Genomic DNA, 14,988 nt, shown 5'->3' with positions numbered 1-14,988 from the left:
CCGGCTCCGACTCGTGGCGAGACTACCCGACGCGTGCCCGCCATCGGCGTGTGTCACGATGCCGTCGTGACGCAGCCCGCACCGCACGCGCCGATCGACTGCGCCGACCTCGAGCTCTCCGCGCCGCCCGAGCCCGGCCCCCGCGCGCCGGGCCACCTGCTGGTGCGGTTGCACGGGCACCCCCTCGGCGTGCTCCAGGTGGACGCGCACGCCCGGGCCTCGGACGGCGGCCGCTCGGCCGCGCTCGAGGCGTTCGCCGGGCCGGTCGCCGAGCACCTGACGGCGGACGGGCTCGTGTCCGGCGACCCGGCGCCCGTGCCGCACTGCGGCTGGGACGCCCCGGAGGGTTCCGGGCTCGTCACGGTGGTGGTGTGCACCCTCGGCGAGGACCCGCGGCTGGTGCGCACCGTCGAGTCCGTCCTCGGCCAGACCTATCCGGAGCTCGAGGTGGTCGTGGTGGACAACCGGCCCACGACCGGCCGCGTGCCCGAGCTCCTCGACGGCATCGCGGACCCACGGGTCCGGATCGTGCCCGAGTCGGCTCGCGGGCTCTCTGCCGCGCGCAACGCGGGTGTGGCTCACGCGCGCGGCGAGCTCATCGCGTTCACCGACGACGACGCGCACGCCGACCCCGACTGGGTGCGCCGGCTCAGTGCGGGGTTCGCCTGCGGTGACCAGGTCGTGGCGGTCACCGGTCTCGTGGTCCCGGACGAGCTCCGCACCCCGGCCCAGCACCTGTTCGAGGAGTTCGGCGGCTTCGACAAGGGGTTCAGCCGGACGGTGTGGTCGATGCGCCCGGCATCCCTCGGGGTGCGTGCCGTGACCGGTAGCCACGGCGGCCTGTTCCCCTACTCAGCAGGTGTGTACGGCTCGGGCAACAACATGGCCTTCCGGGCGTCGTGGCTGCGGGCGTCCGGGCTGTTCGACGAAGCCCTCGGTGCGGGCTCGCTGACGAAGGGCGGGGAGGACCTGGATGCCTTCCTGGCGGTGATGCTGGACGGGAAGGTTCTCGTCTACGAGCCGGCAGCTGTCGTGCGGCACAGCGCACGCGAGGGCATGGCGGAGCTGGCCTCGCAGCTCTACGGCTACGGCAGCGGCAACTCCGCAGCGATGATCAAGCATGCGATGGCTGGTCCCCGGCGCACCCTCGCCGTCCTGGCGAGGGTGCCCACCGGTTTGCGGCGGCTCCTGGACCCCCGGTCGGAGAAGAACTCCCAGCGATCGGCCGGCTACCCCCCGGACCTCGCACGACGCGAGCTGCGGGGTTTCGCAGCCGGCCCGGTGCTCTACCTGCGGTCGCGGCGCGAGGCGCGTCGCCGGCGCGCCGCGCACCCGCTGGCGGTGCCACCGGCGCTGTGAGGCGCACGGTCCGCGCCGTGCGCCGGCGACCGGCTACGCGGGCGTCGTCCGCAGTGGCTCCTGGCGCAGCGCATCCACGGCGTCCAGCAGCTCGGCGCTGAGCGTGCTGTGGAACTTCCGTGCGAAGAGCTTGGGCAGGCTCCCGGCCGGGACCGTTCGGCCCTCCTGCAGGAACGGCAGGTGCTCCATGGTCAGCCACGGCGGGCCCTTGATGTTGGCCTGTCGCCAGTCGATCAGCCAGGCGAGCTCGTGGAGGTGGTGGTCGGCGTACCCGGGCACGAGGGACGGGGTGGACAGGAGGGTCGCGACGAACGTCTCGTCAGGAGCCCAGGCGCGCCGCCAGAACCGGACCAGCTCGGGCCGACGGTCGACCGCCCGGACCACGGCGTCGGCGTGCTCGCGGGCCAGGACCTTCTGCGTCGGCCCACCGGCAAGCGACAGGCCCCGAGGCAACCGACGTGGGATCGGCAGGCGGATCACGTGCCGGCGCCACGCCCAGTGGTAGTAGCGCAGCCGCCCGAGGCCGCCGCTCATGCCCCACTGCGGGATCGGCAGCGGGGCCACGTAGGTGATCGACCTGCCGATCAGCGGGGTCAGGACGGCACGCAGGTCCGCGGTGGACAGCAGCGGGTAGTCGGAGCCCGAGAGCAGGGCGACATGCGTGGCGGACGTCTCGGCGACGGCAGCGCGGTACCCGGCGAGCTCGGCCTGCACGGCCCCGAAGGTCGCCCATGCGGTGGCCACCCGGGGCAGCAGCCGGACGCGCTCGGGCAGGTCGCGGGTCATGGCGGCGGCGACCGGGTCCGGTGTGCGCGCGTCGACGTGCAGGAAGACGGGCAGCGGGTCGAGCGCGGCGAGCAAGCGGTGGAGCTGGTCGGGCTGGTCGTGGGCGAGCACGACGCAGGCGAGCTCCGCCTTCCTGGTGGCCGATGCTGACTCGTCGGCGGGATCCATGGCGCTCCTCGGGGCGGCGCGCGGCCTCGGGCCGGCCGGCTGACACAGGCTAGGGAACCAGGCGTCGGCCGGACAATCGACACGGGGCGGCCATCCGTGCCTCCAGCGAGGGCTGTCCGGCAGACGGGACGTCGGAGGTATCGGGCGAAATGTTCCGGAACGCCCGGTACATTGCCGGGGTGGACCGCATGAAACGTCCTGCGGGTCCGTACAGCGTCGTGGACCTCGACCTGGACCTCGACGACCTCGAGCAGACGCTCGCGCGTACCTCCCTGCACGAGGAGCTGTGGGTCGTCGCGCGTCGTCGGGGCGTGCCGCAAGCGATCGTGGAGACCACCCGGGACGCGGCCGCGGGCGATCTCGCGGCGCTGACCGACGTCGGCACCTCGCCCCTGGACGAGGTCGCGGACGCGGAGCTGCCGCGCGCCACCGTGGTGGTGTGCTCGATCGTGTCCCGCGTGGACGACCTGGACCGGTGCCTGTCCCAGATCGACGCCCTCGACTACCCCGACCCCGAGCTGCTGCTGGTGGACAACCGGCCGACGCTCCCCGACGACGACCCGTTGCCGGCGCTGCTCGCCCGGCACCCGCGGGTCCGGGCGGTCCGGGCTGCGACGCCAGGGCTGTCCGCCGCGCGCAACGTCGGCATCCGCGCAGCGACGGGCGAGGTCGTGGCCTTCACGGACGACGACGTCTTCGTGGACCCGGGCTGGCTGAAGGGGCTCGGCAGGAGGTTCGTCGCCCAGCCGGACCTGGATGCCGTCACGGGTCTGATCCTCCCGTTCGAGCTCGAGACCCCTGCACAGGTGTACTTCGAGCGGTACTACGGCGGGTTCGCGGGCGTGCGCTCCTATCGCCGGCTCACCGCGCGCGCGGGGCGGCGACTGCCGGGGCGCGCGCGCATCACCGTGCGGGATGACACCGGGGAGCAGAGGCGCATCGCGATCTACGGCGCGGGTGCGCTCGGAGCGGGCGCGAACATGGCGTTCCGGCGCTCGACCCTCGTGCGGCTGCGCGGGTTCGACGAGAGCCTCGGGCTGGGCACGCCCGCCAAGGGCGGCGAGGACCTGGCGATGCTCATGCGCCTGCTGTGGTCCGGAGGGGTCGTGGGCTACGAGCCGGCGGCGGTCATCGCACACCGGCACCGCGTCGAGTACCACGAGCTCACCAGCCAGATGCGGTTCTACGGTCTGGGGTATGCCGCAACGCTCACGGCGCTGGTCTGTCGAGACCCCCGGCACCTCATCGGCCTCGCGCTCCTCCTCGGTCCCGCACTGCGGTCGTTCGTGGTGGGCTCGATCCAGCGGGCGCGTGGTGTGGGCGGGTCCGGCGGCGAGCCGTCCTTCCCGCGCGAGCTCTGGTTGCGGGAGCTCAAGGGCCTGCCCGCCGGCCCCTGGGCCTTCCTGCGCAGCCGTGCCGGTGAGCGCGCCCGTCGCGAGGCGGGTCGCGGCGCGGCACGCGAGGAGGCCGAGCGTGCCGGAGCTGGGTGACACGGAGCGCGCCCGGGGCCTGGCGGCGTTGCGGGACAGGTTCGACCGGGCGCTGGCGGCCTGGCTCGGCGACGACCGCGACGTCGTGATCCTCGACTACCCGAACCACGACAACGTCGGCGACAGCCTGATCTGGCTCGGCACCCGGGACAGCCTGCGGCGCCTCGGCGTCCGGGTGGCCTACGCCACGTCCAACGAGTACCTGCGGCCCGAGCTGGTCGACCGGCTCGCCGGGCTGCCGGTGCTGTTCCACGGGGGCGGGAACTTCGGCGACATGTGGCCCGCGACGCACACGACGCGGCTCGAGATGATCCGGCGGTTCCCCGACCGTCGCGTGCTGCTGCTGCCCCAGTCGGTGCACTTCGAGGCGCCGGACGGGGACCGGGAGACCGTCCGCACGCTCACCGGGCACCCGGACCTCACCCTCTTCGTGCGCGACGAGCCGAGCCTGTCCTGGGCGACCGCCGCCGGGGTGCGCGCCGAGCTGGTTCCGGACGCTGCGTTCGCGACGGAGCCGCGCCGCCTCCCGCGGCCCCGAGGCACCGGCGCCGTCGCCGTCTGGCGCTCGGACAAGGAGGCGCGGCCGGGGCAGGAGCTCGGCCCGGCCGCCGCCGGGCTGACGCGCACAGACTGGCCCGAGGACCTCGCGCCGGCACGCCGGGCGTTCATGGCTGCGATGCGCCTGCACGTGCTGCTCCGGGCCCCGCGGGGCGTCCGCCGCGCTGCGGTGCTGGCCTGCGACCTGATGGCGGCGCGCGAGCTGCGCCGCGGCATCGCGCTGCTTGCGGACGCGCCGGTGCTGGTCACCGACCGCCTGCACGGGGCCGTGCTCGGCCTGATGACGGGCCGGACGGTCTGCCGGGTGGACAACACCTACGGGAAGCTCGCCGCGGTGCTCGACCTGTGGTGGCCCGGCGAGCCGGCGATCGCGACCGCGGCGACCCGCGCGGAGGCCGAGGCATGGGCCGTGGGTCGGGCGGGTGCGGCCTGAGCCCTGCTCCCTGACGTCCCACCGGTTCGTCGCGTCGGGCCCCGTCAGGGGAGCGGGACGACCACCACGTGCGCGTCGCCCTCGTCGAACGGCATCGAGGCGCCGGGCGTGGCGAGCATCGCGTGGTAGAGCCGGTCGAACTCGCCGGGCGCGAACGGCCCGGGAGTGGGGTCGTTCAGGGCCTCGTCGGTGGTGACGAGGAGGATCCGGTGGGCGTCGGGGTTCGTCGCCCTGGCCAGCGCCGCGATGTCCTGGACCGTCAGGTCGCCGCGGATCCACTGCTTCGCGAGCGAGATCGAGTTGTAGTCCGGGATCGTGTAGCGCGGGCCGATCGACGCGGGTGAGGAGCCTGAGGTGAACACCACGTCGCCCGGACGGGCGTGCTGGTCGATCCACTCCAGGGCGTCGACCGCGGCGACCGGCGTGCGGTTGACGGCTGCCGGCTGGAAGTAGGTGAGCAGGAACAGCACCGCGAGCACGCCGGCCGCCACCGGATAGCCGATCCGGGTGAGCCGGGGACGCCCGCGCGGCGTGAAGAGCCAGGCAGCGGCGATCGCAGCCCACGGCAGCGCGAACAGGTAGACCCGCAGGCGCACCTCACCCCCGTACGCCTGGCCGGCCATGACGAGCGCGGGGGACACCAGGAGCCAGCCCACCACGAGGGCCTGCCTCGGCTCGTGCTGCACCACCCTGCGCACGACCCCGATCAGGCCGAGCAGCAGGATCATGCCGGCGATCACGAGCGTCCCGCGCCGTTGCCAGGTCTCCGCCGTGGACAGTGCCTCGACGTTGACCGCCGAGTAGGTGGCGTTGTTGACCACGTCGAGGCTCGACAGGATCCCGTACTTGGCGTTGATGTAGCCGAGGTTCGGGGCGAGGTAGCCGAGCGTGAGGACGCCCATGCCGACCGCGACCCAGAACGGCCGCAGGTACCCCACCAGGAACAACGGGACCAGGGCCAGCAGGGCGACGTAGGGCGTGAGCTGGTGCGAGGCGACGATCACCGCGAACGTGGCCAGCACCGCGGCCACGACGGCCCCGGGTACCGGTCGGCGGGTCACCGCCGACGGCCACTGGGCGGGTGGCGAGCCGCGTCTGCGCGGGCCTCGCAGGAGGACCTCGACCGAGCGGGCCGGGCCCCGGGGCTCCGCGGCGAGCTGCAGCACCACGAGCAGCGCGACGAACAGGTAGAGGACGTAGGCGAGGCCCTGAGGGGCGAAGTAGTTCTGGCCGACCCAGTTCGTGGCGGCGAACAGCGTCGCGGCGGCCCACGCCCACCGCGAGCGCGGTGCGAGCGCGCGTGCCAGGGCGAGCACGAGCACCACGTCGAACAGCGCGAACCCGATCTCGGCGAGGTACTCCCAGCGCACGGGGTTCGGGTAGCCCGTGGCCTCGCCGAGGACCGCCGTCCACGCGAACATGCCCGGCCACCGCTGGTAGATGTCGCCGTGCACGTTCACCGCGCCGTGTGCCTCGATGTACCTCGTGACGGCGATGTGCTTGAAGGCCCACGGCAGGCGAGGGGTCTGCTCGACGAGGCCGGGCGTGCCGTACAGCATCAGCACCAGCAGGCCGAGGTGCGCGGCGATCCAGCCCTCCGGGATCCGGCTCAGGAGGCCCAGGACCACCATGGCCAGGACCACCGCGAAGGACGCGTACCACGCCACGCCGAGGGAGGGGTTCAGCCCCCAGGGCCCGAGGGTGCTGACGTCGGCGGTCTCGGTGGCAACCGCCCAGGTGAGACCCGCTGCGACCAGGATCGCGGCGGGCAGCAGGTGGCGGGTCACCGACCCGCGCACGTGCGGTCCCGTGAGCGGGACCCGGGCGGCGCGCACCACCGTGCTGCCCGACTGCTGGTCCGCCCAGCCGGCCGCGGAGCTCCCCCGGGCCACGGTCAGCCCGACGAGGCTGACGACCTGCCCGGCCGTCGTGCCCCACCGGGTCGCCAGGCGCCGTGCGCCGAGGGGACCGGCGTGCGAGTCGACGACGCGCAGGCCCAGCAGGCGCATGCCGACGGTCGCGCCGCGCGCGCCGGCCGCGCCATCCGCCAGGCCCCACAGGGCGATGGCGCCCACGGCGATGGCCAGGACAGCCCGCGCACGCCCGTCGTCCCCGGAGAAGGCGCCCCGCGTGGCCGCAACCCAGGCCACCGCCACCACGGGCGCGGCATCCAGCACCGCGGCGGCGACGCGCAGGGCGGTGGGGGCGCGGTCGGGGTGCGCCGGGGCCGGTCGCTCGGGCCGCAGGTGCCGCAGTGTGGCGACCGCCGCTGCGACGACGAGGACGACCACGGTCGCGGTGCGCGGATACCACAGGTGACTCCACGCCATCGCGAGCCCGAGGGTCGCCATCGTGACGATGCTGATGGCCACGGTCCACGAGAAGCGTGCGGCCCGACCCCAGCCAGCGGCGATCCGGGGCATGAGCGCGAGGCCCGGGGCCAGCAGGCTGGCGGCGCCGACCGCGATCCCCCGCGCGGCGCCGCTGCCGTCGAACGCGACGAGGGCTGCGGCGGACATCGCCACGACGACGGTGACGCCGGTCGCTGCGGGGTGGACGACGGGGCGGTCCTCGCGCGGCGGAGCGTGGACCGGTGCGGCATCGTCGAGGATCTCGCTACCCGAGGCGTGGCGCGGTAGAGGTGGGGGCGCCATCCAGACCTCCGATCGACGGGTACGCGGCGACAGGTCGCGGCGCTGCGTGCCCGGGTACGGCCCGCAAGGTGCGCGTACCAGGACAAACCATGCCATGCTCGGGCGCTACCCGGCGAGTCGTGCGGATCGTCCGACCGCCCGACGGGGACGAGGGCCGACCGCGGCTCCGGACCGCCACGCCGGTACCGTCGTGCGTGATCACGAGCGCGCCAGAGCTGCCCGGAGGCCCGGATGTGTAGGCAGGACGCCCGCGCGGAGCGGGACGCGAGCGTGCGGCTGCGCCCTGTGCGGGAGCGCCGACGATGAGCGTGATCTCCAGGTGGCCGGACCGGGGGTTCTCCGACGCGACGACGTCCGCCGGCGCCGGTCTGTTGCGGACCCCGTCGCTGGCGGACCTGAGACGGGTCGTGACGGACCTGCTCGTGGCGGCCCCGGACGGCCCGGCCGCGGTCGGGGTGCGCGGCGGCGTCGCGGTCCGGCAGGCGCACCCCGACCCGGCGTCGCGCGCCGCCGAGCTGGTGCAGCCCACCGGCACACTGCCGCCGGGCGAGCGCACCGACGCGCGCGTCGCCGCCGCGACGGCGAGCGCACCCGATCTGCCGGCCGGCCAGCCCTTCCGCCTCCTGGTGGGTCCCGACCACGTCGTGCTGACCGCTCGCCACGTGATCGGGGACGCGTCGATCACCAACGCCCTGATCACCGGGTTGCTGCTGGCGGCGGACGGGCGACCGCTTCCCGACGCCCTCGTGACGCCCACGTCGCCCGGGATGACCTGGGCGGTCGCCCGCACGATGCTGCGCTCGCTGCGGCCGATGCCGCGCTGCCACCCGGTCGACCTGCCGCGGGCCGAGGACCAGGTGTGGACCCCGTCCCCGGGGATCGTGCACGCCACCTTCGAGCCGAGCGCCCTGCGACGCCTGAAGGCGCAGGCCCGGTCGCTCGGGGTGCGCCGCACCTCGCTGCTGGTCTCGCTCGTCGAGCGCGCGCTCGGGACGGTCGGCATCGCCCCCGTGGACGACGTGCGCACGGTGGTCGTCGACTGCCGTCGGTATCTGCCCGCCGGCCGCACGGTCCAGGGGAACTTCTCGGCCGGCGTCGGGCTGCGGGCCGACTGGTCGGACCCGGAGGCGGTCGACGGGGTCGTGTCGTTGTCGCTGGAGCGTGCGCGTCCGCTGCTCCACCTGGTCGCGGGCAGCGTCCAGGCGCGGTTCCCGCACGGGCCCGTCCGCCCGGTGGCGCCGGGCGCGCCGGTCCGGGTCCGACCGGACTACTCGGTCGTGGGGCCGCTGCGTGGGGCGGCGGCGCTGCCGTGGGACGGCCTGCCCACCCTGCTCAGTGCGATCCGCCCGTACCGGCCCGACGGTCTCGGGGTCATGGGTGTCGAGATCGGCCAGGCGCTGCAGGTCACGCTCGGGTACGACCGTGCCTTCCTGGGCGACGTCATCCCCCGGGCGGTGCTCGACGCGCTCGCCGACCTTCTCGCGGCCTGACGAGCGTCAGGCGTACATCGGCGTCAGGGCCTCGTACTCCTCGACGGGTGCGTCCCGCAGGCACAGCTCGATGATCTGCCGGCCCAGGGGGTCGAGCTCGTCGGTGAGGTACTGGCGCAGCTCGGACTTGAAGAAGTCGGCGAGGATCCGCGCGCCGATGTCGTAGGCCTCCACCCCGACCCGGGACTGCCGCTCGGTGCGCAGGAACGTCGGGCGGATCTCCTGGCCGTCGATGCGCATGTCCGCCAGGGTGTAGCCGAGCAACGGCAGGCGCGAAGGCACCAGCTTGTCGTGCCGGATCCGGCCGGCGCGTCGCGCGAGGTACTCGCGCGTCAGCCACTCGGCGGAGAACCCGACCTTGTATGCCCCGATGTGCTGGTTCGGGGTGAGCACGTACCGGGTTCGGTCGGCCTCGACGAGCTGACGCAGCAGCAGGTTCGCTCCGCCGACCTTCGTGCCCGTGGAGAACGGCCAGAAGGAGCCGACGCCCTCGGAGATCATGCCGCCGTGGTGGACCGCCGAGAGCTCGGAGTCGGTGGCGCCGATCGAGGGGTTCTTGTCCCCGCGCGGTGCGATCAGCCGCCACAGCCACGCGATGGACGGGGGCACGAAATGGGTCATGCCCATGATCCCGTAGCTGGGCTGCTCGCGCGTGCACAGCGGCATCCGGACACCGAACGTGCGCACGTCCACGGGCTGCGGCTCGTCGACCACGTCGCCGAACTCCCGCCGGGAGATCACCACGCGCGGGTTGGGGCAGGGCTTGCCGGTGGAGTCCAGGGTGTGCTCCCAGGGCAGAGCCGTGGCGTCGGGGACGCCCTTGATGTTGAAGAACACCAGGGGCTGGGTGGGGTGGATGAACGCCTTCTCGAGGTCGTAGTCCTCGCCGTACTCCCGCAGGTTGTCCACCCGGACGAACCAGCCGTCCTCCGCGTCGGCGACGACCAGCTTGCCGGGGGCGTCCTGCACGGACGGGTGGCACAGCGTCATGTCGTCGGTGACCGGTTCGAGCCGCGAGGACTGCGCCAGGGTGATGTGGTACGGCTCCTGGCTGACCACGTTGTAGCCCAGCAGGATGCGACCGTCGTCCTCGCGCCGGATGTCCTGGCACATCTCCGACTTGCCGCCACCCGAGGCTCCTTCGTGCATGACGACGGTCTCGTTCTCGTACGGCGTGGTGACCCGCACGGACGACGCGTGCGCCGTGAGCCAACCTTCGTGCGCGCCGATGTCCAGCAGCACCGAGAAGACGCCCTTCTTGGCGCTCGGGCCCGGGTAGAGGTTGTAGGCGAAGATCTCGTGCAGCTCGTCGGTGCGGTCGTGCACCACGATCTGCTTGCCGTCGAAGCGGGTGTGCCGGAACGGCGGGGCCACGTACAGGATCGAGCGGGGTGTGTAGGGACCGATCTCGTCGAACGTGACCCAGCCCTGCAGGTCCATCAGGGCCAGCGCGAAGAACGCGGCGTTGGTGGGGACGACCGCCAGCGACGGCGAGCCGAATCGCGGGCCGCCCGCCTTGAAGGGCACCAGGATGAGCGACTGCTCGGACAACCACTGCAGGGTCTCGGCCTTGACCGGGTCGAACTCCGCGCCGTGCCGGTCGCGGTAGCGCGGCTTGTCGCTCGGCAGGTCGTCGGCGATCCGCATGCAGTCCGGGTCGCGGCGCCGCATGTAGTCCTCGACGTAGTTGACCGCGATGCCGTTCGTGCAGCGGACGACGTCGACCTCCTTGACCCGGGTGCCGTTGACGTCGTACGACACGTCGTACTTCGGCCCCCGCTCGGGGCCGAGCGAGAGCCAGTACAGCTCCTCACGGGTCGCCGGGATCGTGATGTCCAGGCAGGAGTCCAGCGCGGTCCGCAGTGCCGGCGGCAGGGTGACGTCGGGCAGGACGGGGCGATGGGCGATCGTCGTCACGTGGGCTCCTCGCTCGGTGTGCGGCCTCCCCGCCAGGCGGGCAGACCTCGGGCACTGTACCGAGACGGTAGGAGCAGGCCCCAGGGGGGTCGTTAGGACCTTAGGGGCTGGCGCGAACGTTCAGGTCACGCCGGACGGGGCCGGCGTGGACCGATCAGTCCCAGAAGAGGAACGGGTCGGTCGTGTCGTCGAGGTGCTCGAGCTCGATATCGATCTGGTCGAGGATTTCGACGGCGGCGGGGGAGTTCACGGGACTCACCTTCGGGGTTTGAACGGACGTGCTGACACCCCAATCCTCGGCAGTGCACCCGCACATCTCAGGGGGTCGAAGGTCCTCATCCGCCCTGCTCGCACAGTGTTCACACCGTCGTCACACGAGGCCGCACCAAGCCCGTGACAAATGAGGCAAGAAAGCCGCCAAAGAAACGTCAAGGACGCTGACGAGCGAGGCGCGCGGAAGGGCGGCGGCCAGGAGCTCAAGAGTGCGGTACGGCCGCAGATCGGGTCGGCTCGGCAAAGGGTTGGCCACGGACGATGCAGGCCGGGGACAACTGTGCCGACACCGCGTTCAGCGCCGCGTCCTGAGGCGGATGGACACCAGGCATCTCATATTGCGAGACGTCTGCGGCGTCCCCGCGGCTCAGCTCACGGGGCTGAGCAGCAGCACGGGGATGCGGCGGTCGGTCTTCGCCTGGTACTCCTCGTACGGCGGCCAGACCTCGACCGCGCGCCGCCACCAGGTCTCGCGCTCGTCGCCGGACAGCTCGCGCACCGTGTAGTCGCGTCTCGTCGGCCCGTCCTGGAGCTCGGCCAGCGGGTGCGCCACGAGGTTGTGGTACCAGACCGGGTGCTCGGGTGCGCCGCCCTTCGAGGCCACCACGGCGTACTCGCCGCCGTGCTCGACGCGCATCAAGGCGGTCTTGCGCAGCTTGCCGCTGCGCGCCCCCAGCGAGGTCAGCACGATGATCGGCCGGCCCTGGAGGGTGTTCGCCTCGGTGCCGCCGGAGGCCTCGTAGCGTTCGGCCTGGTCGCGGGCCCAGTCGGACGTGGACGGTGCGTACTCCCCATGCAGTGGCATGTCCGCCACAACAGCGCGCGGGCCCGGCCGATTCCGCAGCGGGGGGCGGGTGCCCGCCGCCCGTGCGAAGATCGAGGTGGGAGGCGCCGACGCTGAACGAGGGGAGCCGCGATGCGGGCGGTCCAGTTCGACAGGTACGGCGGCGCCGAGGTCCTCGAGGTGCGCGACGTACCGGACCCTCCAGCGCCGGGGCCCGGTCAGGCACGGGTCCGGGTACGGGCCGCCGGGGTGAACCCCGACGACGTCCCGGTCCGGGAGGGCTGGCTGGACGGGCTCTTCCCGGTGAGCTTCCCGTCCGGCCAGGGCAGCGACCTGGCCGGCGTCATCGAGGACGTCGGTCCGGGGGTGACCCGGATGGCGATCGGCGCCGAGGTCGTGGGGTTCACCCACGACCACGCGGCGCAGGCCGAGCTCGTGACGGTCCCCGTGCACCACCTGGTGCGCAAGCCCGCGAACGTGAGCTGGGAGGCGGCCGGGGGGCTCCCGTTGGCCGGGCTGACCGCCTGGGCGGCCGTCCACGCGGTCCAGCTGCGCCGCCGGGAGACGGTGGTGGTCACGGCCGCCGCCGGTGGGGTCGGCAGCCTCGTGGTGCAGCTGGCGCGCCGCGCCGGGGCGCGCGTCGTCGCGATCGCCGGGCACCACCACCACTCCTGGCTGCGCGAGCAGGGAGCCACGCCCGTCGAGCACCGTGGGGACATCGCGGCGGCTGTCAGCAGCGCCGCCGGCGGACGCGTGGACGCGATGGTGGACTGCTACGGCCACGGCTACGTGCAGATGGCGATCGAGGAGCTCGGTGTCGAGCCCGGGCGCGTGGACACGGTGGTCGACATGGTCGCCGCCCAGCGCCTCGGCGCGCAGAACCGCGGGCAGGAGTCGGCGTCCCAGGCCCACGTCCTGGACGAGCTCATCCATCTCATCGGCTCGGGCGAGCTCGAGGTCCCGATCGCGGCCGCCCTCCCGCTCGAGGACGTGCGCACCGCCTACGCGGTGCTCGAGGAGCAGCACACCCACGGCAAGATCGTCCTGCTGCCGTCCGGCTGACGGACAGGGCGCCGGGCACTTTCCGGACGCCCCGCGCGTTCCCTCGGTAGCCGGCACGCGTTCCCGGTGGCGGGCACCGAGACCGGGTTGCCCGGGCCGGGACCCCTGACCGGTCCGGGCAACCCCTCGCCGCGCCCCGATCCGGCACTCCTAGGATGGGTGCCGTCCACGACGGCGGAGGAGAGCATGGAACCGGTCAGCTTCGGAGTGCTCGGAGCCTCGAGCTTCGCGCTCGCACACACCGCACGGGCGATCCACGAGGCGGAGGGGGCCCGACTCGCGGCGTTGGCGACGTCCTCGCCGGCGAAGGCGGAACCGTTCCGGGCGTTCGCGCCCGACCTGCGGGTGCACGAGTCCTACGACGCCCTGCTCGCGGACCCGGCGATCGAGGCGGTGTACATCCCGCTGCCCAACCACCTGCACGTGGAGTGGACGCTCAAGGCTCTCGAAGCCGGCAAGCACGTGCTGTGCGAGAAGCCGATCGCGATGCGGGCGGACCAGATCGACGCACTGATCGAGGCGCGCGACCGGACCGGCCTGTTCGCCTCCGAGGCCTACATGATCGTGCACCACCCGCAGTGGCAGCTCGTCCGCCGGCTGCTGGACGAGGGCGCGATCGGCGCCGTGCGCCACGTGGACACCGTGCAGACCTTCGACGTGGGCGCGGACGCCGACAACATCCGCAACCGGGCCGAGACCGGCGGGGGCTCGGTCCCGGACGTCGGCGTCTACACCTACGGCTCGGTCAGGTTCGCCGCACGGGCCGAGCCGGTCGAGCTGACCTCCCGGATCCGCCGCGAGAACGGCGTGGAGGTCTGGGCGCACGCGATGGGCACGATGGCCGGCGCCACCGGTGAGTTCACGTTCGCCTCCACCACGTCGACCCGGCTCCCGGACCGTCAGGAGGCGGTCTTCCAAGGGGAGGACGGCATGATCCGGGTGACCGTGCCCTGCAACGCCGGGGTCGTGGGGGAGGCGCAGGTCCACCTGGTCCGCGGCGACGTCACCCTCGTGGAGCGTTTCCCGTCGGCGCGTCAGTACGTCCTGCAGGTGCAGAACATGGTCGCAACGGTGCGCACCGGCGCGCCCTACCCGTGGTCGCTCGAGGACGCCCGCGGCAACCAGGCCATGATCGACATGGTGCTCGCGAACGAGGTCTGAGGGCCGCGTCGCCCAGCGGGCCGCACGTTCCGGTCGTCCGGCAGGCACGAGGGCTGTCGCGGCGCGCGTTCTGGGGCGACGATCGTGACATGACCGACGTGCTGCCCCCGGCGGAGCTGCGGGCGCTGTGGGACTTCGCGGACCCCGAGGGGTCCGAGGCCGTGCTGCGCGCGGCGGCCGACGGTGCGTCGACGATGCCGGGCAGGCAGGCGGAGCTGCTGACCCAGGTCGCGCGCGCGATGGGCCTGCAGGGGCACCTCGAGGACGCGCACCGCGTGCTCGACGCGCTCGAGCCGGTCACGCACTCGGTGGCCGTCCGGGTGCTGCTCGAACGGGGCCGCCTGTACCGGACCGAGGGCAGGCTCGCGGAGGCGGCTTCGACGTTCGAGGCGGCTGCCGTCGCGGCCGCGCGCGCCGGTCTCGAGGTGCTCCAGGTCGACGCGCTGCACATGCTCGCCGTGGTGGACGGCGACCGTGGCGAGCTGTGGACCCGGCGTGCGCTGGACGTCGTGGCCGCCTCCGCCGACCCGGAGACGCGGCGGTGGGCCGTCGCACTGCAGAACAACCGCGCGTGGGACCTGATGAGCGTCGGGCGGACCACGCAGGCGTTGGCGCACTTCACCGCCGCGCACAACGCCGCGGTCGAGGTCGGCACGGCCGAGCAGGAGCGTCTCACCCGGTGGGCGGTGGCGCGGTGCCTGCGCGAGCTCGGCCGCGTGACCGAGGCGCTCGAGATCCAGCGCGTGCTGGCGGGCGAGATGCCCGACAGCCCTTACGTGGCGGAGGAGATCGCCGCGCTCGAGGGGCTCATCGGCCGGACCGACTGACCGGCTCGGGCGCCCACGGGAGGTGA

General features: G+C 73.5%; 11 protein-coding genes. 7 read left to right on the top strand and 4 right to left on the bottom strand.

Features of this window, described 5'->3' with window-relative positions:
- Positions 1–66 precede the first annotated feature (66 nt).
- The gene (locus tag Q6348_RS02205) at positions 67–1,359 is read left to right on the top strand and encodes a glycosyltransferase family 2 protein (RefSeq protein WP_304599697.1); all 1,293 of its coding nucleotides are present in this window, start codon (positions 67–69) and stop codon (positions 1,357–1,359) included.
- Between the two features lie 33 nt (positions 1,360–1,392).
- On the opposite strand, the gene Q6348_RS02200 is transcribed toward Q6348_RS02205, so the two are convergent.
- Positions 1,393–2,313 carry a beta-1,6-N-acetylglucosaminyltransferase gene (locus tag Q6348_RS02200; protein WP_304599696.1) on the bottom strand — a complete coding sequence of 307 codons (921 nt, stop codon included), beginning with the start codon at positions 2,311–2,313 and terminating at the stop codon, positions 1,393–1,395.
- A 188-nt stretch (positions 2,314–2,501) separates the two neighbouring features.
- On the opposite strand from Q6348_RS02200, the gene Q6348_RS02195 reads away from it, so the two are divergent.
- On the top strand, positions 2,502–3,803 hold the full coding sequence (locus tag Q6348_RS02195; RefSeq protein WP_304599695.1) for a glycosyltransferase family 2 protein: 1,302 nt from the start codon (positions 2,502–2,504) through the stop codon (positions 3,801–3,803).
- Positions 3,787–4,794, top strand: a complete 1,008-nt coding sequence (locus tag Q6348_RS02190) for a polysaccharide pyruvyl transferase family protein (protein ID WP_304599694.1) — start codon at positions 3,787–3,789, stop codon at positions 4,792–4,794. The genes Q6348_RS02195 and Q6348_RS02190 overlap by 17 nt, the downstream gene beginning before the upstream one ends.
- Positions 4,795–4,838: 44 nt before the next feature.
- On the opposite strand, the gene Q6348_RS02185 is transcribed toward Q6348_RS02190, so the two are convergent.
- Positions 4,839–7,448 carry an RDD family protein gene (locus tag Q6348_RS02185; protein ID WP_304599693.1) on the bottom strand — a complete coding sequence of 870 codons (2,610 nt, stop codon included), beginning with the start codon at positions 7,446–7,448 and terminating at the stop codon, positions 4,839–4,841.
- Between the two features lie 302 nt (positions 7,449–7,750).
- Here Q6348_RS02185 and Q6348_RS02180 point away from each other — a divergent pair, with 302 nt between their 5' ends.
- Entirely contained in the window at positions 7,751–8,938 is a 1,188-nt protein-coding gene (locus Q6348_RS02180; protein WP_304599692.1) for a hypothetical protein, read from the top strand.
- A 6-nt stretch (positions 8,939–8,944) separates the two neighbouring features.
- On the opposite strand, the gene Q6348_RS02175 is transcribed toward Q6348_RS02180, so the two are convergent.
- The gene (locus Q6348_RS02175; protein ID WP_304599691.1) at positions 8,945–10,855 is read right to left on the bottom strand and encodes a DUF4914 family protein; all 1,911 of its coding nucleotides are present in this window, start codon (positions 10,853–10,855) and stop codon (positions 8,945–8,947) included.
- 640 nt (positions 10,856–11,495) lie between these two features.
- Positions 11,496–11,933 (bottom strand): nitroreductase family deazaflavin-dependent oxidoreductase, encoded by a 438-nt coding sequence (locus Q6348_RS02170; protein WP_304599690.1) that lies wholly within the window; start codon positions 11,931–11,933, stop codon positions 11,496–11,498.
- Between the two features lie 111 nt (positions 11,934–12,044).
- On the opposite strand from Q6348_RS02170, the gene Q6348_RS02165 reads away from it, so the two are divergent.
- The 3 genes from Q6348_RS02165 to Q6348_RS02155 all read left to right on the top strand — a co-directional run bounded on the left by Q6348_RS02165 (position 12,045) and on the right by Q6348_RS02155 (position 14,962).
- Positions 12,045–12,974 carry an NADP-dependent oxidoreductase gene (locus Q6348_RS02165; RefSeq protein WP_304599689.1) on the top strand — a complete coding sequence of 310 codons (930 nt, stop codon included), beginning with the start codon at positions 12,045–12,047 and terminating at the stop codon, positions 12,972–12,974.
- 186 nt (positions 12,975–13,160) lie between these two features.
- The gene (locus tag Q6348_RS02160; RefSeq protein ID WP_304599688.1) at positions 13,161–14,135 is read left to right on the top strand and encodes a Gfo/Idh/MocA family protein; all 975 of its coding nucleotides are present in this window, start codon (positions 13,161–13,163) and stop codon (positions 14,133–14,135) included.
- 89 nt (positions 14,136–14,224) lie between these two features.
- The gene (locus tag Q6348_RS02155; protein ID WP_304599687.1) at positions 14,225–14,962 is read left to right on the top strand and encodes a tetratricopeptide repeat protein; all 738 of its coding nucleotides are present in this window, start codon (positions 14,225–14,227) and stop codon (positions 14,960–14,962) included.
- Positions 14,963–14,988 lie beyond the last annotated feature (26 nt).

The sequence above is a fragment of the Actinotalea lenta genome, assembly GCF_030586465.1.
Taxonomy (GTDB): domain Bacteria; phylum Actinomycetota; class Actinomycetes; order Actinomycetales; family Cellulomonadaceae; genus Actinotalea; species Actinotalea lenta.
Note: the sequence above shows the minus strand (reverse complement) of the source record. Positions and strands in the feature narration are given on the sequence as shown.